This window comes from Streptomyces sp. NPDC043685 (assembly GCF_056436585.1).
This window is the reverse complement of sequence record NZ_JBWKCH010000013.1, coordinates 165,855-187,039: the sequence shown is the minus strand read 5'-3', so window position 1 is coordinate 187,039 and position 21,185 is coordinate 165,855. Positions and strand designations below refer to the sequence as shown.

At 72.1% G+C, this 21,185-nt stretch carries 19 protein-coding genes and 3 pseudogenes; 10 read left to right on the top strand and 12 right to left on the bottom strand.

Annotated features, from left to right (window positions below):
* Positions 1–19: 19 nt before the first annotated feature.
* From hutI to hutU, 4 genes are read right to left on the bottom strand one after another with little or no spacing between them, the layout of a single operon-like run.
* A complete protein-coding gene (hutI, locus tag AC0665_RS34855; protein ID WP_478609794.1) occupies positions 20–1,315 on the bottom strand; it encodes an imidazolonepropionase in 1,296 nt (431 codons plus the stop codon).
* Positions 1,312–2,646: a formimidoylglutamate deiminase gene (locus AC0665_RS34850; RefSeq protein WP_478706546.1), complete on the bottom strand. Its 1,335-nt coding sequence runs from the start codon at positions 2,644–2,646 to the stop codon at positions 1,312–1,314. The genes hutI and AC0665_RS34850 overlap by 4 nt, the downstream gene beginning before the upstream one ends.
* Complete coding sequence (locus AC0665_RS34845) at positions 2,643–3,860, bottom strand: allantoate amidohydrolase (RefSeq protein ID WP_478706545.1); 1,218 nt, start codon at positions 3,858–3,860, stop codon at positions 2,643–2,645. Before AC0665_RS34845 ends, AC0665_RS34850 begins: the two co-directional genes overlap by 4 nt.
* A complete protein-coding gene (hutU, locus tag AC0665_RS34840; protein WP_468636637.1) occupies positions 3,857–5,521 on the bottom strand; it encodes a urocanate hydratase in 1,665 nt (554 codons plus the stop codon). The genes AC0665_RS34845 and hutU overlap by 4 nt, the downstream gene beginning before the upstream one ends.
* A gap of 127 nt (positions 5,522–5,648) precedes the next feature.
* Here hutU and AC0665_RS34835 point away from each other — a divergent pair, with 127 nt between their 5' ends.
* Positions 5,649–7,022: a type III PLP-dependent enzyme domain-containing protein gene (locus AC0665_RS34835; RefSeq protein ID WP_478706544.1), complete on the top strand. Its 1,374-nt coding sequence runs from the start codon at positions 5,649–5,651 to the stop codon at positions 7,020–7,022.
* 417 nt (positions 7,023–7,439) lie between these two features.
* Here the strand turns inward: AC0665_RS34835 and AC0665_RS34830 are convergent, their stop codons facing one another.
* Complete coding sequence (locus tag AC0665_RS34830; RefSeq protein WP_478609783.1) at positions 7,440–8,021, bottom strand: hypothetical protein; 582 nt, start codon at positions 8,019–8,021, stop codon at positions 7,440–7,442.
* Between the two features lie 103 nt (positions 8,022–8,124).
* Positions 8,125–8,967, bottom strand: a complete 843-nt coding sequence (locus AC0665_RS34825) for a MurR/RpiR family transcriptional regulator (RefSeq protein ID WP_468414282.1) — start codon at positions 8,965–8,967, stop codon at positions 8,125–8,127.
* An 862-nt stretch (positions 8,968–9,829) separates the two neighbouring features.
* Here AC0665_RS34825 and AC0665_RS34820 point away from each other — a divergent pair.
* The gene (locus AC0665_RS34820; RefSeq protein WP_478609781.1) at positions 9,830–10,363 is read left to right on the top strand and encodes a TerD family protein; all 534 of its coding nucleotides are present in this window, start codon (positions 9,830–9,832) and stop codon (positions 10,361–10,363) included.
* Between the two features lie 126 nt (positions 10,364–10,489).
* Here AC0665_RS34820 and AC0665_RS34815 read toward each other — a convergent pair.
* A pseudogene (locus AC0665_RS34815) lies at positions 10,490–10,648 on the bottom strand (DM13 domain-containing protein); the annotation flags it as partial.
* Between AC0665_RS34815 and AC0665_RS34810 the strand changes: the two are divergent.
* A pseudogene (locus tag AC0665_RS34810) lies at positions 10,647–10,754 on the top strand (alanine:cation symporter family protein); the annotation flags it as partial. The pseudogenes AC0665_RS34815 and AC0665_RS34810 overlap by 2 nt on opposite strands.
* Before the next feature lie 139 nt (positions 10,755–10,893).
* On the opposite strand, the gene AC0665_RS34805 reads toward AC0665_RS34810, so the two are convergent.
* Positions 10,894–12,162, bottom strand: coding sequence for a cation:proton antiporter (locus AC0665_RS34805; protein WP_478609778.1), 1,269 nt, complete (start codon positions 12,160–12,162; stop codon positions 10,894–10,896).
* Positions 12,163–12,293: 131 nt separating this feature from the next.
* Between AC0665_RS34805 and AC0665_RS34800 the strand changes: the two genes are divergently transcribed.
* Positions 12,294–12,410, top strand: coding sequence for a Na+/H+ antiporter NhaA (locus tag AC0665_RS34800; protein WP_478609890.1), 117 nt, complete (start codon positions 12,294–12,296; stop codon positions 12,408–12,410).
* A pseudogene (locus AC0665_RS34795) lies at positions 12,407–12,775 on the top strand (Na+/H+ antiporter NhaA); the annotation flags it as partial. The gene AC0665_RS34800 and the pseudogene AC0665_RS34795, both read left to right, overlap by 4 nt.
* A gap of 36 nt (positions 12,776–12,811) precedes the next feature.
* Here AC0665_RS34795 and AC0665_RS34790 read toward each other — a convergent pair.
* Both AC0665_RS34790 and AC0665_RS34785 read right to left on the bottom strand, forming a co-directional pair.
* The gene (locus AC0665_RS34790; RefSeq protein WP_478609775.1) at positions 12,812–13,906 is read right to left on the bottom strand and encodes an SPFH domain-containing protein; all 1,095 of its coding nucleotides are present in this window, start codon (positions 13,904–13,906) and stop codon (positions 12,812–12,814) included.
* Between the two features lie 28 nt (positions 13,907–13,934).
* Positions 13,935–14,372, bottom strand: a complete 438-nt coding sequence (locus tag AC0665_RS34785; protein WP_478609772.1) for an NfeD family protein — start codon at positions 14,370–14,372, stop codon at positions 13,935–13,937.
* Between the two features lie 260 nt (positions 14,373–14,632).
* On the opposite strand from AC0665_RS34785, the gene AC0665_RS34780 reads away from it, so the two are divergent.
* On the top strand, positions 14,633–15,055 hold the full coding sequence (locus AC0665_RS34780; RefSeq protein WP_478706569.1) for a hypothetical protein: 423 nt from the start codon (positions 14,633–14,635) through the stop codon (positions 15,053–15,055).
* A gap of 374 nt (positions 15,056–15,429) precedes the next feature.
* Here AC0665_RS34780 and AC0665_RS34775 read toward each other — a convergent pair whose 3' ends face one another.
* Positions 15,430–16,818: a cystathionine beta-synthase gene (locus AC0665_RS34775; RefSeq protein WP_468414291.1), complete on the bottom strand. Its 1,389-nt coding sequence runs from the start codon at positions 16,816–16,818 to the stop codon at positions 15,430–15,432.
* A gap of 159 nt (positions 16,819–16,977) precedes the next feature.
* Between AC0665_RS34775 and AC0665_RS34770 the strand changes: the two genes are divergently transcribed.
* The 3 genes from AC0665_RS34770 (at position 16,978) to AC0665_RS34760 (ending at position 20,423) form a co-directional block, all read left to right on the top strand.
* Positions 16,978–18,003 (top strand): SGNH/GDSL hydrolase family protein, encoded by a 1,026-nt coding sequence (locus AC0665_RS34770; protein WP_478706543.1) that lies wholly within the window; start codon positions 16,978–16,980, stop codon positions 18,001–18,003.
* 143 nt (positions 18,004–18,146) lie between these two features.
* Positions 18,147–19,367 (top strand): acetyl-CoA C-acetyltransferase, encoded by a 1,221-nt coding sequence (locus AC0665_RS34765; RefSeq protein WP_468414295.1) that lies wholly within the window; start codon positions 18,147–18,149, stop codon positions 19,365–19,367.
* A gap of 273 nt (positions 19,368–19,640) precedes the next feature.
* A complete protein-coding gene (locus AC0665_RS34760; protein WP_468414297.1) occupies positions 19,641–20,423 on the top strand; it encodes a hypothetical protein in 783 nt (260 codons plus the stop codon).
* 69 nt (positions 20,424–20,492) lie between these two features.
* Here AC0665_RS34760 and AC0665_RS34755 read toward each other — a convergent pair whose 3' ends face one another.
* Positions 20,493–20,798 (bottom strand): hypothetical protein, encoded by a 306-nt coding sequence (locus tag AC0665_RS34755; protein ID WP_468414299.1) that lies wholly within the window; start codon positions 20,796–20,798, stop codon positions 20,493–20,495.
* 101 nt (positions 20,799–20,899) lie between these two features.
* Between AC0665_RS34755 and AC0665_RS34750 the strand changes: the two genes are divergently transcribed.
* The gene (locus AC0665_RS34750; RefSeq protein WP_361303610.1) at positions 20,900–21,130 is read left to right on the top strand and encodes a DUF4287 domain-containing protein; all 231 of its coding nucleotides are present in this window, start codon (positions 20,900–20,902) and stop codon (positions 21,128–21,130) included.
* Positions 21,131–21,185 lie beyond the last annotated feature (55 nt).

The following is a 21,185-nucleotide window of genomic DNA, read 5'->3' as shown; positions in this document are numbered from 1 at the left end:
GATCGGGTGCCTTCGTTGGTCAGAGCACCCGCTCACCGCGCCGCCACACACCGCTGACCAGCGGCACGCCCGGCCGGTAGGCCAGGTGCACGTGGCTCGGGGCGTCGAGGAGCGTCAGGTCGGCGTACGCGCCCGGGGTGAGGCGGCCGACGTCGGTGCGCCGCAGGGCCTCCGCACCGCCCGCGGTGGCCGACCAGACGGCCTCGTCCGGAGTCATGCCCATGTCCCGTACGGCGAGCGCGACGCAGAACGGGACGGAGGAGGTGAAGGACGAGCCCGGGTTGCAGTCGGTGGACAGGGCCACGGTGACACCCGCGTCGAGGAGACGGCGGGCATCCGGCCACTCGGCGCGGGTGGAGAACTCGGCGCCGGGCAGGAGGGTGGCGACCGTGCGGCTGTTCGCCAACGCGTCCACGTCTCCGTCCGTCAGGTGGGTGCAGTGGTCGGCGCTGGCCGCGTCGAGTTCGACGGCGAGCTGCACGCCGGGGCCGTAGGAGAGCTGGTTGGCGTGGATGCGGGGGTGCAGGCCTCTGGCCTTGCCGGCGGTGAGGATCGCGCGGGCCTGGTCGCCGTCGAAGGCGCCCTTCTCGCAGAAGACGTCGATCCAGCGGGCGTGCGGGGCGCAGGCGTCGAGCATCTCGCCGGTGACCAGGGCGACATAGCCGGCCGGGTCCTCGGCGAAGTCGGGCGGGACGATGTGGGCGCCGAGGTAGGTGACCTCGTCGGTGTGGGCGGCGGCGATGCGCAGGGCCCGGGCCTCGTCCTCGACGGTCAGGCCGTAGCCGGACTTGGTCTCGAAGGTGGTGGTGCCCTGGCGGAGGGCTTCGGCGAGGTAACGGGTGACGTTGGCCTCTAGTTCCCCGTCGCTCGCCGCCCGCGTCGCCGCGACGGTGGTGCGGATGCCGCCCGCGCTGTACGGCCGCCCGGACATCCGGGCGTTGAACTCCTGCGTCCGGTCGCCCGCGAACACGAGGTGGGAGTGGGAGTCCACGAAGCCGGGCAGGACGGCCCGGCCGCCCGCGTCGACCCGATTGTCAGTGGCGGGTGCTTTGCTTTGATCACCGGTCCACACGACGCGGTCGCCTTCGATGACGACGGCCGCGTCCTGGACCAGTCCCAGGGGGGAACCGTCACCGAGGGAGGGGTCGTTGGTGACCAGGCTTGCGATGTTCGTGATGAGCGTGCTTGCGGTGCTCGCGGAGTGGGCGGGGCTGACGGTCGTCGCGTTGCTCATGGCGTCCTCGGTGGCCTGGTCGGCGGTGGGGTCGGGTTCGGGGGCGGAGGCGGGCCGCGCGGGCGGGCGGCCCGGGCTCATCCCCGCAGGGCTTCTACGGCGTCGGCGAGGGCTCGCGGCACATCCGGTACGAGGCAGTGGACCCCGTCCCGTACGACGTGCCGCCCTGCCACGACCGTGTGCGACACGTCCGCTGCCGACGCGGCGAATACGGCCGTCTCGGCCCCGAGCCGCGGAAGCGGCCCTGCCGTCCTGACCGAGTCGAGCGCGAGCGTGGTGAAGTCGGCGAGCGCGCCGGCCTCCAGGGCGCCCGCCTCCTCCCAGCCGAGGGCGGCGTGGCCGTCGGCCGAGGCCGCCCGCAGGAGAGCCGCCGCCGTCCAGTGACCTCGGGTGCGGGTGCGCAGCCGCTCGTTCAGCTCCATGGCCCGCGCCTCTTCGAGCAGGTCGATCACGGCGTGGCTGTCGGAGCCGAGGGAGAGCGGTGAGCCTTCGTTCTGGAGGGCGACGGCCGGCCCGATGCCGTCCGCGAGGTCCCGCTCGGTGGTTGGGCACATGCAGGTGCCGGTGCCGCTGCCGCCGATGAGGGAGATGTCCTCGGCGGTGAGGTGGGTGTTGTGGACGCCGGTGGTGCGCGGTCCGAGGACGCCGTGCAGCGCGAGGAGCTGGGTCGGGGTGCAGCCGTGGGCCTCCCGGCACGCCTCGTTCTCGGCGGTCTGCTCGGACAGGTGCACATGGAGCGGGGCCCGCCGCTCCCCGGCCCACCGCGCGACGGTCTCCAACTGCTCGGCGGGCACGGCCCGTACGGAGTGGATCGCCGCGCCGATCCGTGCGTGATCCCGTTCCTTGAGAAGTGAAGAGCGTGCCGCCCAGGCCTCGGCGTCCCCGTCGGAGAAGCGGAGCTGGTGGGTGGTGGGCGGCTGCCCGAAGCCGGAGGAGAGGTAGGCGGTGTCGAGGAGGGTGATGCGGATGCCGGCTTCGGCGGCGGCCGCGATGAGGGCCTCGCCCATGGCGTTGGGGTCGGCGTAGGGGGTGCCGCCGGGGGCGTGGTGGACGTAGTGGAACTCGCCGACGGCCGTGATGCCGGCCAGGGCCATCTCGGCGTACACGGCCCGGGCCAGGGCGTGGTAGCTGTCCGGGGTGAGCCGGGCGGCCGTGGCGTACATGACCTCGCGCCAGGTCCAGAAGGTGCCGGAGCCGACCTGGACGGTGCCGCGCAGGGCCCGGTGGAAGGCGTGGCTGTGGGCGTTGGCCAGGCCGGGGAGGGTGAGCCCGCGCAGCACCTCGGCGCCCGGGAGCGGGGCGGGGGTGTCCGGGCGGACGGCGGTGATGCGGCCGTCGTGGACGTCCAGGGCGACGCCCGACTCGACGTGCGAGCCGAGCCAGGCGTGCTCCAGCCAGTACGTCTGTGTCACGTGCGGGCCAGTCCTTCCAGTACGTCGGCGAGTGCGAGCACACCGGCGGCGCAGTCGTCCTCGGCCGCGAACTCGGCCGGGGAGTGGGAGACGCCGGTGGGGTTGCGCACGAACAGCATGGCGGTCGGGATGCTCGCGGACAGGATCCCGGCGTCGTGTCCGGCGCCGGTGCCGAGGACGGGGACCGTCAGCTCGGTGTCCTTGACCAGGATGCGGGCGAGTTCGTCGCGCAGGGCGTGGTCGAACTCGACCACGGGGGTGAACGACTCGCGGACCACGGCGAGGTCGACACCGTGGGCGGCGGCGTACTCCGCGGCGGCCTTCTCGATGCCGGCGACGACGGTGTCCAGCCTCGCCTGGTCCTCGGCGCGGGAGTCGAGCCAGCCGCGCACGAGGGAGGGGATGGCGTTGACGCCGTTCGGCTCCACGGCGATCTTGCCGAAGGTGGCGACGGCTCCGGCGAGTTCGGCCTCGCGGCGGGCGGCGAGGACGGTCTCGGCGTAGGGCAGCATCGGGTCGCGCCGGTCGCTGAGCCGGGTGGTGCCGGCGTGGTTGGCCTCGCCGGCGAAGTCGAACCGCCACCTGCCGTGCGGCCAGATGGCGCTGGCGATGCCGACCCGGTCGCCGGACAGGTCCAGGGCCCGGCCCTGTTCGACGTGCAGTTCGACGAAGGCGCCGATGCGGGCGAGCCGTTCGGGGTCGGGCCCGATCGCCTCGGGGTCGTAGCCGGCGGCCTCCATGGCCCGGGGCAGGGTGGTTCCGTCCCCGTCGGTCAGCCTGTGGGCGTCGTCGACGGTGAGGTGCCCGGCGGTGAGCCGGGAGCCGACGCAGGCGAGCCCGAACCGGGCGCCCTCCTCGTCGCCGAAGTTGACGATGCCGAGGGGCTTGGTGAGTTCCGCTCCCCTGCCGCGCAGTTCGTCGAGCGCCGCGAAGGAGGAGACGACTCCCAGGGGCCCGTCGAAGGCGCCGCCGTCGGGCACGGAGTCGAGGTGGGAGCCGGTGACGACGGCGTCGCCCCGGGCCGGGTCGCCCAGCCAGGCCCACTGGTTGCCGTTGCGGTCGGTCTCGTAGGCCAGTCCGCGGGACTCGGCCTGCTCCTTGAACCAGGCCCGGCAGTCGAGGTCGGCGCCGGTCCAGGCGAAGCGGCGGTAGCCGCCGGAGGCGGAGCTGCGGCCGATCGGCAGCAGCTCCGCCCACATGCTGTGGAAGGTCACGCCTGGTCACCCTCGCGCATCGGGACCCGCACCCCGCGCTCGCCGGCGACGGACTCGGCGATGTCGTAGCCGGCGTCGACGTGCCGGATGACGCCCATGCCCGGGTCGTTGGTCAGGACGCGGCGGATCTTCTCGCCGGCCAGTGCCGTGCCGTCGGCCACCGTCACCTGCCCGGCGTGGATCGACCGCCCCATGCCCACGCCGCCGCCGTGGTGGAGGGACACCCAGGACGCCCCGGACGCCACGTTCACCATGGCGTTCAGCAGCGGCCAGTCGGCGATGGCGTCGGAGCCGTCGAGCATGGCCTCGGTCTCGCGGTAGGGCGAGGCGACGGAGCCGCAGTCGAGGTGGTCGCGGCCGATGACGACCGGCGCGGCCAGCTCCCCGCTCGCGACCATGTCGTTGAACCGCTCACCGGCCTTGTCGCGCTCCCCGTAGCCGAGCCAGCAGATGCGGGCGGGCAGGCCCTGGAAGTGGACGCGCTCTCCGGCCATCTTGATCCAGCGGGCCAGGGACTCGTTCTCCGGGAAGAGGTCGAGGATCGCCTTGTCCGTCTTGGCGATGTCGGACGCCTCGCCGGACAGGGCGGCCCAGCGGAAGGGGCCCTTGCCCTCGCAGAACAGGGGGCGGATGTAGGCGGGGACGAAGCCGGGGAAGGCGAAGGCCCGGTCGTACCCGGCGAGCTGCGCCTCACCGCGGATGGAGTTGCCGTAGTCGAAGACCTCGGCTCCGGCGTCCATGAAGCCGACCATGGCCTCCACGTGCCGGGCCATGGACTCGCGGGCGCGGGTGGTGAAGCCGGCCGGGTCCTTGGCGGCGGCGTCGGCCATGTCCTCGAAGGCGGTGCCGAGCGGCAGGTAGGCCAGCGGGTCGTGGGCCGAGGTCTGGTCGGTGACGATGTCGATGGGCGCGCCCATGGCGAGGAGCTGCGGGACCAGTTCGGCCGCGTTGCCGAGCACGCCGATGGACAGGGGGCGGCGGGCGTCGCGGGCCTCGGTCGCCAGCTTCAGGGCGTGGTCCAGGCTGTCGGCCTTCACGTCGAGGTAGCGGTGCTCGATGCGCCGGTCGATGGCGCGCGGGTCGCAGTCGACGCAGATCGCCACGCCGTCGTTCATCGTCACGGCGAGCGGCTGGGCGCCGCCCATGCCGCCGAGTCCGGCGGTCAGGGTGATGGTCCCGGCCAGCGACCCGCCGAACTTCTTCGCGGCGACGGCGGCGAAGGTCTCGTAGGTGCCCTGGAGGATGCCCTGGGTGCCGATGTAGATCCAGGAACCGGCCGTCATCTGCCCGTACATGGTCAGGCCGAGCTGTTCCAGGCGGCGGAACTCCTCCCAGTTGGCCCAGTCGCCGACCAGGTTGGAGTTGGCGATGAGGACGCGCGGGGCCCACTCGTGGGTCTGCATGACGCCGACCGGGCGGCCGGACTGGACCAGCATGGTCTCGTCCTGCTTCAGGGTCTTGAGCGTGCGGACCATCGCGTCGAACGAGCGCCAGTCGCGGGCCGCCTTGCCGGTGCCGCCGTAGACGACGAGCTTGTCGGGGTGCTCGGCGACCTCCGGGTCGAGGTTGTTCTGCAGCATCCGCAGGGCGGCCTCCTGCTGCCATCCCAGGGCGCTCGGTTCCGTGCCGCGTGCTGCTCGGACGGGGCGGGGTCCTGACATGGTCTGCCTCCTGGTGGGTGCTCCCGGCACGATGTTGCTACTTCTATTCACATCCTGGACTCATGAATAGAGCTAGTCAATACGTCGGGGGTCGGCGCGGCGCAGCCGTGGATGTTTGGCTGGACGCATGGGCGCACACAACGAGGCGGAAGAAGCGGACGGCTCCGGGGCCGCGCGGGCGGCCCGGCGGGACGAGGCGGTGCGGGCCGCCGTGGAGCAGGGGCTGCTCGGGCCCGACGACCCCATCGTCGGGCTGCTGGACGTCATCGGCATCCGGGAGTCGGCGGCACGGCTGCGCTCGGCGTTCGAGGCGGTGACGGCCCCGGGCACCGAGGTCCTGCACGCCTTCGCGGTCAAGGCGACCCCGCTGGTGCCGGTGCTGCGGCTGCTGCGCCAGGAGGGCATCGGCGCGGAGGTCGCGAGCCCGGGTGAGCTGGCCCTGGCGCGGGCGGCGGGCGTGCCGCCCGAGGCGACGGTGCTCGACTCCCCCGCGAAGACACCGGCCGAGCTGCGCGAGGCCCTGTCCCTGGGCATCGCCGTCAACGCCGACAATCCGCAGGAGCTGGCCCGCATCGACGCCCTGCCCGACCGGGCGGTGAGCCGCTCCCCGCTCGGAATCCGGGTGAACCCGCAGGTCGGCGGTGGTTCCATCGAGGCGCTGTCCACGGCGACGGCCACCTCCAAGTTCGGGGTGGCCCTGCGCGACGAGGGAGCCCGGGAGTGGGTCGTCCAGGCGTATCTCGACCGGCCGTGGCTGACCCGGCTGCACACGCACACCGGGTCCCAGGGCATCCCGACGGACCTGATGGTGCGGGGGGTGGAAGAGACGTACGCGCTGGCCGAGGAGATCAACCGGCGGGCCGGGCGGCGGCAGGTCGGCACACTCGACATCGGCGGCGGCCTGCCGGTGAACTTCGCCTCGGACGCGACGACCCCGACCCACGCGCAGTACGCACGGCTGCTGGCCGAGGAGGTGCCGGGGCTGTTCGACGGGCGGTACGGCCTGGTCACCGAGTTCGGGCGGTCACTGCTGGCGAAGCACGGGACGGTGGTGGCGCGCGTCGAGTACGCGAAGACCTCCGGCGGCCGGGCGGTGGCGGTGACACACGCCGGTGTCCAGGTGGCCACGCGGACGGTCTACGCGCCGGGGAGCTGGCCGTTGCGGATCTCCGCGTACGACGCGAAGGGGCGGCCGAAACAGGGGCCGGTGGTGGTGCAGGACGTGGCGGGACCGGCCTGTTTCGCGGGGGACCTGCTGGCGGAGGCGCGGTCCCTGCCGCTGCTGGAGCAGGGGGACTACGCGGCGGCGCTGGACACCGGGGCGTACTACTTCGCGCACCACTACGGGTACAACTCACTGGTCCGGCCGGGAATCTACGGCTTCGGACCACAGGGCCGCTTCGCGGTGGTGCGACGGCCGCAGACCGTGCGGGAGGTGGTCGCCGAGTCCGGCGGTGCCCAGGCGGACGCGTTGACACGAGCACGGTTCGGACCGGAGTAGTCGCCGGGTACGGGCGGTGCGCAGGGGGCGGGGAGGCGCCTCACGGCGGGACGCGAGTACAACGCGGCCGGGCACGCCCCCGCACCGTGTCGGCGGCCCGGCCATGCCGCACAGCCACTAGGGCGACACGACTCCGCACCAACGCGGCGGAACCGCACCGCGCCAGCACCCCGGCCATGCGCGCATCGGGTGACACAACCCCGCACCAACGCCCCGGAGCCGCACAGCGACACAGCCCCACACCAACTCCCCGGAGCCACCCCAGGGACACCGCCCCGCGCCAACCCGCCGAAGCCGCACCACAATCCAGCCCGCGCCCACCTGGCCGAGCCGCACCGCGATTCAGCGCACGCCCACGCCCACGCCATGCGCCCCCGGCGTCACAGTGCGCGCCCCGCGACCGGTGCCCCCGCCGCGTCACACCAGCGCCGGTGTCCTCCTGCGGGCACCCCCGGGGGCCGCGTCGCCCGCCGCGATGCCCGTGCTGCGGTACGTCCGCACCTGGCTGCCGGCCGGGTGGCCCGCTCCGCGCAGCCAGTCCACGCGGACCCACAGCAATGCCTCGCCGTCCCGCTCCCGGCGGCCCAGCCAGGCCGACTTGAGCCACAGGCCCACACCGCAGCCGGCCAGGAGCATGCCCCCGGCCGCCGGGACGGCGAAGGCGCTGCCCAGGGCGGCGAGGAAGGCGAGGAGGAGCCACCAGCGCTGTGAGCGACGCCAGTTGCGTACGGTGACCGCGCGGTCCTGGAGCACGTCGTGCCTGCCCGCCCGGGACGCGGAGGCCGCCAGGGCCGCGTAGCGCTTGCGGCGGCTCCAGGCCACGGCGGCGGCCGCCAGGACGAAGAGGGCCGCTCCGGCCAGGACACCGATACGGCGTCCGGTCAGGCCCGGCGCGAGCAGGCCGATGCCCGCCGCGAGCACGCCCAGCCACCACAGCGGGGCCGCCCCCGCCCGTACGACGACGGCCACCCGGGCCAGTCCCTGTCCTCCACGTGTCATGTCCAGCCTCCGTCCGGTCTCCGAAGCCTCGTGGAGCCGTACGGTAGCGACGGATCGTGAGACGAGTCTGAGAAGACGCGTGCGGCGGACACCGCGTGTGCCGTCAGTCGACGAACAGGCCCCGCGCCGCCGCCTTCGTGTCGAACTCCTCCAGCCGGGACTGGGCCTGGGGGAGGTCGTCGCACATGGCCTCCAGCAGCACCCGCCCGAGCAGCATCGGCGCACAGGCCGTGTCGAAGGCGAGGCCGGTGCCGACGGCGGCGGGCAGCAGCAGGTCGGACACCTTGGCGACGGGTGCGAAGGCGGAGTCGGCGACCGTGACGACGGTCAGCCCGGCCTCCTTGGCGTAGGCGAGGGCGTCGACGACCTCGCGGGGGTGCCGGGGCAGCGCGAAACAGAGCAGCGCGGTGGCACCGGCCCGGACGGCGGCGTCGACGCGGTCCTGGAGCATCGTGCCGCCCTCGCCGAGCAGCCGCACATCGGGGTGGACCTTGGCGGCGAAGTAGGCGAAGCCGTGCGCTTGGGCCGCCGCGGCGCGCAGTCCGAGGACCAGGAGCGGGCGGGAACCGGCGAGAAGACGTCCCGCGCGCCGCACGGGGCCGGTGTCGGCCAGTGCCTGCGCCAGGTGCCGGAGGTTCTCGATCTCCGCCTCGACGGCCTGCTGGTACTCGTTGCGGGCGACGGTCCCCGGGGCGGGTTCGGCCGGGGCGACCTCCCGCAGGTGCCGCCGCAGGGCGGGGTAACCGTCGAAGCCGAGGGCGACGGCGAAGCGGGTCACGGACGGCTGGCTGACCCCGGCCAGCTCGGCGAGCTCCACACTCGAAAGGAACGGCACGTCGGCGGCGCGCCGCACCATGCTGTGCGCGATGCGCCGCTGGGTCGGCGTCAGCCGGTGACCCTCGAAGAGCGCCTGCAACCGCGCGGCAGGGCTGTCGGTCACGCTCATGACGTGCTCCCCCTCGCCTATTCAGTAGCTGAGGATTCTGCATGAGCATATGCAGGGCGGCAAGCCGACGGGAGGACGGGCCGGGGCGCTTGCCACCGGTCCATGTCTGTTGTCACCGGCGACTGGCTGACCCCGCTCTGCCCGTCGCCGGCGAGAACGGCGACGTCACCTCGACGATCGCGGTCTTCGCGGGGACGTGGGTCGGCTGGCTGGGCCCGCGTTTGGTGCGCTCCCCGCGACGCCCTCCCGTCGGGCTGTTGACCATTGGCGGGTGCGCCGTCGGTCTGGTGACCGTGACGGGGGGGAGCACCTCCGCGGATGCCGGTTTCCAGTTCGGCCGGGAGCGGAGGGCCACGGCATCTCAGCCCCCGCCACCGCCCGGTGCCGGCCGTGCGGCGTGCCGGGCCTTGGGGTTCATCGCCAGGTGTCGCGGGTCGCTCGCCCGGTTGACCGCCGACTCGACGGCTGCGATCCGTCGGCCAGGAGACCGAGGGCGGAGACGGCCCGGGTGATGTGGTCGTCCTCGGGGCCGCCGAGGGCCCCACCGCCTACGAGGAGGGCGATCCCGTACCCCGCCAGGTGGAACGCGCCCTCATCACACGCTTCGGAGACCGCAGCAGACCGCGGTGATCGGAGCACGGTTGCTGGACTGGCCCGCCCAGGAGCTCTGACGCGCACCGCGTACGAGGTCAGGTGCGGGCCACTTCGCCGGAGCTGTGGTGGGCCGCCGGATCCTGGGCGCCGTCCCTGTGGAACGCCGCGTCCTCGCTCTGGAGGCCGGGTTCAACACAGCGGCCGACAGCCATACTTGAGTATGCGGGGCCATCCCGTGGTGACGTGACTCGGGAGAGGCAGCAATCCGGTGAACAGCGGCACTCAGAGTGTGAGCAAGGTCGAGGTACGGCTCAAGTGGGACCCGAGTCCCTGGAACCAGCCATCTCACCATCTCGACATCATCGCCACGACCTACTCGGCGGATGCCCCCTACGGCCGGCCCGTGTACGTCGTCCACTTCGACAGCCGCTCACCGGACGGCACCATCAACATGGGCCGGCACAGCCAGACCGGTCAGGGTTTCGGCTACGTCGAGGTCATGACCCTGGAGCTCGATCGCCTCGCTTCCTCCTTCGCACGGGTGGTCGTGGGCGTGGCGATCCACCAGAACACCGGCCCCAAGACCTTCGGTGACCTTTCGAACGCCGGCGTACTGGTCGTCGAGGGGTACAGGGAGCTCCTCAAGGACGACTTCACCCAGCTCTCGGGATCCACCGCGGCGACGGTCGCGGAGTTCACCCGGGATACTTCCGGAGCCTGGGAGTTCCACGAGATGGTCCGCGGCTTCGACAGCGACCCCACGGTCTTCACCGCGGAGATGGGCCACGCCCCACAGCAGTGACCCGGATTACGGGGCGATCCGCGGTCACCAGCGCGGTGGGGCAGCGCTAGCGACCAAGCTTGTGCGGCGCACCGCTCCATGCTGCAGACCGCGGTGATCGGAGCACGACTGCTGGACCGGCCCGCCGACGTGCCAGCCGGCCCGTCCCTCCTTCACCGGCGCGTCGGTCAGCCACACGCGCAGATATGGGCCGTTGCTGGTGTCGAGGTCCTCGAGCCGAACGACATGGGAGCCGTCGGCGAGCCGTACGAGCTTCACCTTGCCCGAGGTGGCGTGCTCGTGGCAGGGCGCCTTCGAGGCCGACGGCGTCGCCGGTGGTGTGCTCGGCGCCCTGATCATCGGTTTCCAGCGCGCCGCGTTCTCCAACGAGGCCGGTCCCGGCTCCGCCCCGACGACTCGCTGATCAGCCTCGCCGACTCCGCGCTCTTCCTGCTGTCGGTCTTCAACCCTCCTTCCTGGAATTCGTCCGCGCCCGCGAGGCCGGCGAGATCAGCGACGGCGACGCAGACCGACGGCCCACGGACAACCGCCTACGTCCGGCCGCCGAGCTCCGCCCTGGCGCGTCGCCGGTCCAGGTAGCCGATGGCCGGGGTCGCCATGACGCCGTGCAGCACCACCGAGATCACCACGGTGAGGGCCACGACGGCCCACAGCTCCCGCTCCAGGCCGCCGAAGGAGTCCTGCCCCAGCGCGTAGGACAGGTAGAACAGCGAACCGATGCCCCGGATCCCGAACAGGGCGACCACGGCACGCTCCTTCTTCGCCACGGCGGTGCGTGCCTGCGCCAGCCACCCCGTGAGCGGCCGTACGACCAGCAGCACCAGGGCACCGACGACCGCGCCCGCCCACGTCAGGGCGGACAGGGCGCCGTCCACCAGGTATCCGCCGAGCAGGAACAGCAGCACGGCCGTGAGCAGCCGTTCGATCTGCTCGGTGAACTCGTGCAGCACCTGGTGATAGCCGTGGCTGCGCTCGGCGGCCCGGATGACGCAGGCCGTCACGAACACGGACAGGAAGCCGTAGCCGTGGAGCACCTCGGCGATGCCGTACGACACGAAGGTGGCTCCCAGCGCCACGAAACCCTCCATGTGCTCGGAAAGCCGCAGCGCCGACGTACGCACCCGGAAGAACATCCACCCCAGCAGCCGGCCGACACCGCCCCCGACGGCCAGCCCGACAGCGCACTTGCCCAGCAGGTCGGTCAGCGCCCATGAACCGATCCAGTCCGCCGACCACCCCGTCCCGGCCGCCGCGGCCAGGGCGATGGCCGCGTAGACGAACGGAAAGGCGAGCCCGTCGTTCAGCCCCGCCTCGCTGGTCAGGGCGAACCGCACCTCGTCCTCGTCCCGCTCGGTACCGAGCGGCTCGCCCACGCGCACCTCACCGGCCAGCACGGGGTCCGTGGGCGCGAGCACGGCGCCCAGCAGCAGGGCGGCGGCGGGCGGCCAGTCCAGCAGCCCCCAGGCCAGCAGGGCGACGACCGCCACGGTCAGCGGCATCGTGATGCCCAGCAACCGCCACGTCGTCGACCACCGGCGCCATGCGAAGGGCCGGTCGATGGCGAGCCCGGCGCCCATCAGCGACACGATCACACACACCTCGGTGGTGTGCTCGACCCACAGCCGATGACGAACGGGATCCACACTCGGTACCCCCACCGGCAGCAACTCGATCAGGACCCCCGCGGCGAGGAAGACCATCGGCAGGGACAACGGCCGCTTGGAGACCACCCGGGGCAGCACGGCCGCACCCAGCGCCCCCACGCCCAGACAGACGTAGACCACGTCCGAAAGCGTCACTGCGACCTCCTGCCAGACGCGATCATTCCCAGGCCACGTGTGTACCCCCTTCTCCCGCTGCCTCGCCCGACTACGTCGCCGAGCTCCTGGTCGCCGGGATCGAGCTGAAACGTGAGCTGGTCGTCGGCTCGCTGCGCACCCCGGCGACGGCCGCGCTGCCGGTCATCGCCGCCGTGTGCGGCATGGCCGTACCCGCTGCCTTCTACGCCGCCACGATCGCGGCCGGCGGCGGCAGCATGGACACGTGATCCTCGGTCTGGTCGCGGGCAAGATCATCGGCATCTTCGCCGGCACCTGCCTCGCCGCCCGCTTCACCCGCGCCCGGCTCAACCCGGACCTGGCCTGGGCCGACGTCCTCGCCCTGGCGGCCCTGGCCGGAATCGGCTTCACCGTCGCCCTGCTCATCGGCGAGCTGGCCTTCCCCGGCACGGCCGTCGGCGAGCACGTCAAGGCCGCCGTCCTGATCGCCTCGCTCATCCCCGCCCTGCTGGCCGCCGTGCTCCTGCGACGCAGGAACGCCGTATACCGGCGCCTGTACGCGGAGGAGAACCTCGACGAGGACGCCGACGGCATCCCCGACATCTACCAGCGCACGGAATCCGACGGGACATGACCTGACGGGCGCCGTGCCGTCACCCGGGGGGTGGGCTCAGACGTCGCCGGACGTCTGCCCCCGGCGCGGTGTCTGGGGTGACTTCGCGGCCTCCGCCTCGGCTTTGGCGTCGCTCACAGCGGCGGCGGCCTGCTTTCCGGCCTCGTCGGCCGCCGCGGCGGCGTCGAGCGAAGCCGTCCAGCCCGCGTCGAGTTCTGGGGTCCCGCCTTCGGCCGACGTGTGGTCGGCGCCGGCGCCGGCTGCTTCCTGCGGTTGCGCCGCCGACTGGCCGCCGAATGCTGTGGTGACGGTCCGGATCGCCTCGGTCAGCTCCCCCGGGATCACCCAGAACGTGTTGTTGTCGCTGCTGGCCAGGTGCGGGAGCGTCTCCAGGTACTTGTAGGCCAGGATCTTCGCGTCGGCATTGTTGCGATGGACGGCCTGGAAGACGAGCTCCACCGCCTTCGCCTCACCGTCCGCCCGCAGGATCATGGCTTGCTGCGTGCCCTGCGCCTCCAGGATGTCCTTCTGCTTGGTGCCTTCCGCGGTGAGGATCTTGGCTTGCCGCTCGCCCTCGGCGTGCAGGATGGCCGCCCGCTTGTCACGCTCGGCCCGCATCTGCTTCTCCATCGCCTCCTTGATGGTGTGCGGTGGATCGATGGCCTTGATCTCGACCCGGTTGACCCGGATGCCCCACTTGCCGGTGGCGTCGTCGAGGACGGCGCGCAGCCGGGAGTTGATCTCCTCGCGCGAGGTGAGCGTCTCCTCCAGGTCCATGCTGCCGATGACGTTCCGGAGCGTGGTCACGGTGAGCTGGTCGATCGCTTGCAGGTAGTCGGCGACCTCGTAGGCCGCCGCCCGCGGGTCGGTGATCTGGTAGTAGAGGACGGTGTCGATGTTGACCACGAGGTTGTCCTCGGTGATCACCGGTCTGGGGTCGGACGAGTAGACCTGCTCGCGCACGTCGAGTTTGGTGTTGATGCGGTCCGCCACGGGCACGACCAGGTTCAGGCCGGGTTGCAGCGTGCGGCGATACCGGCCGAACCGCTCGACGTTGTAGCGGCGCGCCTGCGGGACGATCCGCACGCTGGAGGCCACGAGGAAGACGACGACGACGGCCGCCACGAGGGCGAGGACAACAACTGGATCCACAGTGCCTCCGTAGCTGTGCGTTAGCCGTTCACGGAAGTAGCTCTCGGGGGTAGACGATGGCCGTGGCGCCTTCGATCTCCATGACGTCCACCAGCGCTCCCACCGGGATCACGTGGCTTTCGTCGAAGGCGCGGGCGGACCACTCCTCGCCGGACAGCTTGATCAGGCCACGGGTCGCGGTGACCTCCTGCATGACCTCGGCCCGCTTGCCGATCAGCGCGTCGCTGCCGTCGCGTGTGAGGGGTGGCTGTGTCATCTGCCGCAGCGCGACAGGTCGGATGACGAGAAGGCCCGCGACCGCCGCGACTCCGAGGGCCACGAACTGGCCGAGCACGCCGACGCCCACACCGGCGACGACGGCGGCGACCACCGCGGCACCCGCCAGGAGCCCGAAGACCAGGGTCAGAGTGAAGAACTCCGCGACACCCAGCGCTGCGGCGGCGAGCAGCCACGCGAACCACGCCATCGAATCGCCCTCCTTTTGGGCTTTTCTCCACCAAATTACCGCCCGAAACTCCGGACAGACACGGGACAGCAGTAGTTATTGATCGTTGAACCACTACCTACGGGGAACAGGAGAAGTCACCGCGGCGCGAACCTGCTCCAACTGTCATCTTCGGCGACGGCCCTCAGCCGGGGCGCCGGCCGGGAACCCCCCGGCGCACAGGGGGGCTAACCCCAGTGCGGGCGGCATCGCCCCTTCCTACCGTGGACGGCATGACGGGAATGGACGCGCGGGACACCGACCTGAAGAAGGAACTCGACGCCACCCTGCACGCCCGCAGGGATCTGGGCGAGGAGTACGAGTCGGCACTGGTCGACTCGTTCCTGGAGAAGGTCGACCAGCGGATCGACGGCACGGTGGAGCGCCGGGTGCGCCGGCAGCTCGCCGAGCAGCAGCTGCAGAACGCCCGGGACTCCCGGTCGCCGCGGGTCACCGACTCCTGGGCCGAGCGGTTCGGCTTCGGGATCGTCTCCCTGGTCCTCGCGATACCGCTGTCGGCCATCGGCGGGAGCGTGGCCCGGCTGCCCGGACTGCTCGTCGCCTGGGCGGGCATCGTCGGCGTCAACGTCGTCCAGGCGATCCGCACCGACCCGAACCTGTTCGGCCGCCGCAGGTCCGCTCGCACCAGCGACTGGGAGGACTGAGCGCCGCGTGCGGGAGACCCCGGCACCGGCTGAACGGTCGTGGAGGAGATGCGCGGGGACCGCCGCACCCCCGGTGACGGGGGGCGGGACGACGGCGGTCCCCGCGGAGGACGCGGGTCCGGCCGGCCGGCCGGGCTTGCGCGTCCATGGCGTCCGTGGAGGTCCGGGAGCCGCTCCGGAGGTCCTGTGACGCCGTTCGGCGCCGGCCGGGGCGGGGAGCCGCTCCCGCCCTGCCGACACCTCCAATGTGCAGGACCCGTGTTAAGCGGGTGCTGCGCGGACGTGACACCCGCGTACCGGTTCCGCGAAGTCCGCGAAGATCACGGACGCCGCAAGTTCACCCGGTTCACGGGCAGTTCACCGCGGGTTGGCCGTCACTTCCCCGTGCGGGCGAGGAAGGACAGCAGGTCCTGCCGGCTGACCACACCGGTCGGCTTGCCCTCGACGAGGACGATCGCCGCGTCGGCCTTGCCGAGCACGGCCATCAGGTCGGCGACGGGCTCGCCGGAGCCGACCTGCGGCAGCGGGCCGGACATGTGCTTCTCCAGCGGGTCGTCGAGCGAGGCGCTCTTGCTGAACAGCGCGTCCAGCAGCTCGCGTTCGACGACCGAGCCGACGACCTCGGCGGCCATCACGTCGGGGTGGCCGGCGCCCGGCTTGACGACCGGCATCTGCGAGACGCCGTACTCGCGCAGCACCTCGATGGCCTGGCCGACGGTCTCCTCGGGGTGCATGTGGACGAGGGAGGGCATGTGGTCGCCCTCCTTGTCGTTCAGGACGTCGCCGACACGGGCGCTGGGGCCGGTGTCCTCCAGGAAGCCGTAGTCGGCCATCCACTCGTCGTTGAAGATCTTGCTGAGGTAGCCGCGGCCGCTGTCCGGCAGCAGCACCACCACGACGTCGTCCTCGCCGAGCCGCTCGGCGACCTCCAGCGCGGCCACGACGGCCATGCCGCAGGAGCCGCCGACGAGCAGGCCCTCCTCCTTGGCGAGGCGGCGGGTCATCTGGAAGGAGTCCTTGTCGGACACGGCGACGATCTCGTCCGCGACGGTCCGGTCGTAGGCGGTCGGCCAGAAGTCCTCACCGACGCCCTCGACGAGGTAGGGCCGGCCGGAGCCGCCCGAGTAGACGGAGCCCTCCGGGTCGGCGCCGACGACCTTCACGGCGCCGTCGCTGACCTCCTTGAGGTAGCGGCCGGTCCCGGAGATCGTGCCGCCGGTGCCCACGCCCGCCACGAAGTGGGTGATCTTCCCCTCCGTCTGCTCCCACAGCTCGGGGCCGGTCGAGTGGTAGTGGGAGAGCGGGTTGTTGGGGTTGGAGTACTGGTCCGGCTTCCAGGCCCCGGGCGTCTCACGGACCAGCCGGTCGGAGACGTTGTAGTACGAGTCCGGGTGCTCGGGGTCGACGGCGGTCGGGCACACGACGACCTCGGCGCCGTACGCGCGCAGCACGTTGATCTTGTCGGTGCTCACCTTGTCGGGGCACACGAAGATGCACTTGTACCCCTTCTGCTGGGCGACGATGGCGAGTCCGACGCCGGTGTTGCCGCTGGTGGGCTCGACGATCGTGCCGCCGGGCTTGAGCGCGCCGCTCTCCTCCGCCGCCTCGATCATGCGCAGGGCGATCCGGTCCTTCACCGAACCGCCGGGGTTGAAGTACTCCACCTTGGCCAGGACGGTCGCCCTGATGCCCTTGGTCACGCTGTTGAGCTTCACCAGCGGGGTGTTGCCGACGAGGCTGATCATCGAGTCGTGGAATTGCACCGTTGTCTCCGGATGCCGCAAAAGAAGTGGTCCTAGTGGTGCCGCCAGCCTAGGGCCTGCCGGTGGTCCGTGACGGTCGATCACTCCCCGTTGAGATTGGGCGACGGGCTGTACGGGGCAAGCACTGGGTGTACGGGTTCGAGGAGGTGGCGGCGACGCATGACGAGCATGTCGAGGGCGAGGGTGGCCCGCCGGATCGCGGCCGGCGCCGCGTACGGCGGCGGCGGGATCGGTCTGGCCGGAGCGGCCACCGTGGGACTGGTGCTGGCCGAGGTGCAGCTGGCGCGGCGCCGCGTGGGCAACGGCACGTCACCGCACGTGCCGCACGCGGACGGGCTGTACGGCCGTACGTACGCCGTTCCGGGCCAGGTACCGCTGCGGCTGACGATGCTGGGTGACTCCACGGCCGCGGGCCAGGGCGTGCACCGGGGCGGCCAGACGCCGGGGGCGTTGCTGGCGTCGGGCCTTTCCGCGCTGGCGGAGCGGCCGGTGGAGCTGCGCACGGTGGCGACCCCCGGGGCCTGCTCGGACGACCTGGACCGCCAGGTGGCCCTGGTGCTGGCCGATCCCGGCGCGGTGCCCGACATCTGCGTGATCATGGTGGGCGCCAACGACGTCACCCACCGCATGCCCCCGACCCGCTCGGTCCGGCATCTGTCCTCGGCGGTGCGCCGGCTGCGCACGGCCGGTGCGGAGGTCGTGGTCGGCACCTGCCCCGACCTCGGCACGATCGAGCCGGTCCGCCAGCCCCTGCGCTGGCTGGCCAGACGGGCCTCACGCCAGCTGGCGGCCGCCCAGACGATCGGAGTCGTGGAACAGGGCGGCCGCACCGTGTCGCTGGGCGACCTGCTGGGCCCGGAGTTCGCCGCGAACCCGCGCGAGCTGTTCGGCCCGGACAGCTACCACCCCTCGGCCGAGGGCTATGCCACGGCGGCGATGGCGGTGCTGCCGAGCGTGTGCGCCGCCCTCGGCCTGTGGCCCGCCGAGGAGGAGCGCCCGGACGCCTCCCGCCGCGAGGGCTTCCTGCCGGTGGCGCGGGCGGCGGCGGAGGCCGCCTCGGAGGCGGGCACGGAGGTCGCGGCGGCGATGCCGAGCGGTCCGCGCGGCCCCTGGGCCCTGCTGAAGCGCCGGCGGCGCCGGCGGGTACCCGAGCAGGAACCGGCTCCCGCGACTCCGTCGAGCTGAGGAGGGCCGCGGGGCAGGCCGCAAAGCAAGCGCTTGGAAACTGCGGTCAGGGTCACACCGCGACACCCGTGACCCCGGCCGATACGTACGGGTAACTTCCCAGACAGCCCTGCCAGACCACCCGGTACGTCAATGGAGCCGTGATGCCCGAAGCCGTGATCGTCTCAGCCGCCCGCTCCCCCATCGGCCGCGCCTTCAAGGGCTCCCTGAAGGACGTGCGGCCGGACGACCTGACCGCCACGATCATCCAGGCCGCGCTGGCCAAGGTCCCCGAGCTGGACCCCCGCGACATCGACGACCTGATGCTCGGCTGCGGCCTGCCCGGCGGCGAGCAGGGCCACAACCTCGGCCGCGTCGTCGCCGTGCAGATGGGCATGGACCACCTGCCGGGCTGCACCATCACCCGCTACTGCTCCTCCTCGCTGCAGACCTCCCGCATGGCCCTGCACGCCATCAAGGCCGGTGAGGGCGACGTCTTCATCTCGGCCGGCGTCGAGACGGTCTCCCGTTACGCCAAGGGCAACTCCGACAGCCTCCCGGACACGCACAACCCGCTGTTCGCCGACGCCGAGGCCCGTACCGCCGCGGTCGCCGCGTCCGAGGGCTCCTCCTGGCACGACCCGCGCGAGGACGGCCTGCTGCCCGACCCGTACATCGCGATGGGCCAGACCGCCGAGAACCTGGCCCGCCTCAAGGGCGTCACCCGCCAGGACATGGACGAGTTCGGCGTCCGCTCGCAGAACCTCGCCGAGGAAGCCATCAAGAACGGCTTCTGGGAGCGCGAGATCACCCCGGTGACCCTGCCCGACGGCACGGTCGTCTCCACGGACGACGGCCCCCGCGCCGGTGTCACCCTGGAGGGCGTGCAGGGCCTCAAGCCGGTCTTCCGCCCCGACGGCATGGTCACCGCCGCCAACTGCTGCCCGCTCAACGACGGCGCCGCCGCCCTGGTGATCATGTCCGACACCAAGGCCCGCGAGCTCGGCCTCACGCCGCTGGCCCGGATCGTGTCGACCGGCGTCTCCGGCCTCTCGCCCGAGATCATGGGCCTCGGCCCGGTGGAGGCCACCAAGCAGGCGCTGCGCCGCGCCGGGCTCACCATCGGCGACATCGACCTGGTCGAGATCAACGAGGCGTTCGCCGCCCAGGTGATCCCCTCCTACCGCGACCTGGACATCCCGCTGGAGAAGCTGAACGTCAACGGCGGCGCCATCGCCGTCGGCCACCCCTTCGGCATGACCGGCGCCCGCATCACCACCACGCTCATCAACTCCCTCCAGTTCCACGACAAGCAGTTCGGTCTGGAGACGATGTGCGTCGGCGGCGGCCAGGGCATGGCCATGGTCATCGAACGCCTCAGCTGAGCGGCACACCGTAGCGGCTATAGCACCCGCTGTGAGCCTTGAGCCCAGAACCCTGGAAACACCAGGGTTCTGGGCTGTTTTGTGATCCAATCTCCCCCAGGATGTGACCTATCTCCCTCCGCCAGGGGAGAACCGCAGGTCACAGCAGCCCCACCCCCTCCCCCGAGACCGAAGCTCTGTCCGCTTCGTGACGTTACGCACTGACAGGTGGTTAGTCCGCCCTTCAAGCTGATGTAGGAAGTCGGGGGTCGACTTTGAACCGGGAGTACGTCAGTGAGCGCCATGCCGATCGCGTTGCTGGTCACCACGGCCGCCACGGGCGCCGTGGGCGTCGCCGTCCTGCGCACCGTCCTGCAGCTGCGCCGCCAGGTCGCGGCCCTGCACACCGCGCTGGCCGAGAACCGCGCCGCCACCACCCGCGCGCTGCTGCCCGCGGCCCGCACCACTGCCGACACCGACGAGATACGTGCGGCCGTCGCCGCGGCGCTCGCCGAGGAGCGGGAGCGGGAGCTGGCCGAGGCGCGGGCCTTCTGGGCCGCCCAGGAAGCCCGTGACGCCTCCGACGCACCCTCTTTGCTGGGCCTGCCCGAGACCGATCTGTTCCTGCCCCGCCAGGCCGACTTCGCGGGTCTCGAGCCGGTCTCCGAGTCCGGCGCGGACACCGAGGAACCGCTCGGCGAGTCCCCGGAGCTGGCCGCGGCCCGCCGCCGCCACCCCTCCCACCCGGACTTCGTGCCGACGCAGTCGCCGGTCGTGAACGATCACGAGCGCACCGTCGCCACCCTGGAGGAGCTGGCCGCCTCCCGCGTCGAGCTGACGGACGTCCGTCCCGGCCCGCTGGGCACCCTGGACGTCTACGTCTTCGCCGACGGCACGACCCTGTGCATGACGCCGGGCCACCGGGAGACGGCGGAGCACCTCGCCGCGGCCCTGCGCGCGGGCGCCACCCCGGTCCTCCTGGGCGGCTCCGGCATCTCGGGCGCCTACACCCTGACGTTCGAGTGCGGCGAGGAGAACGTCTACATCCTGGCGGACCGGGTCATCGCGTCCCTGTAGGAAGCGCCCCGCCAAGGGCGCGGGGAACTGCGCGAGCAACCGGCCACGACCCGCACCCGCGAACGCAGCTCAGACGCCCGCCCGCTTCTGCGCCTCCTCCACCAACCGCACGGCTTCATCGACGTCGGCGTCACCGGGGACCACCACGGCCAGATCATGCCCGGCCACGGTGATCTGATCTGCCGCTGCGAACATGCCCGCATCCGGCATCTCCCGGGGCTCCTCGCCCTCGAGGACTTGTGCCCTGCGGGCCAGCTCCCTGGCCAGCTCCAGAGCCTCGGCGGCAGCGCCCCGCTGCAACCGGCTCTGGGGCGCGGCCCTCAAACGATCGGCGAAGTGCTCCACCGCACGGGTCAGAGGCGTCGTATCAACCACGCCGCGAGCGTACGCGCCGCAGCGGGACTGTTGCCAACGGGCGAACACTCAGGCACGGTGACCTGAAGGACCGGCTTACATCCCAGCGTCCGGAGGCGCCGATGTCCCAAGTCTTCTCCGAAGAGACCCACCGCAACATGCTCGCCCGCATCCCGCACTGCACCGGTCGTGAGATCTCCGACTGGTTGCGCACCGTCGAAGACGGCCCGGCGCTCTTCCGCTTCGAGGAAAAGGTCAGCTGGCTCCGGCACGAACACAACCTCGCGTACGGCCACGCCAAGGCGATCGTCCACGAGTACGACCTGAGGAGGGCCGCGCGCAAACTCCTCTAGCGCGCGGCGTCCCGCAGACGACGAAGGGCCCCGGCCGAAGCCGGGGCCCTTCGCG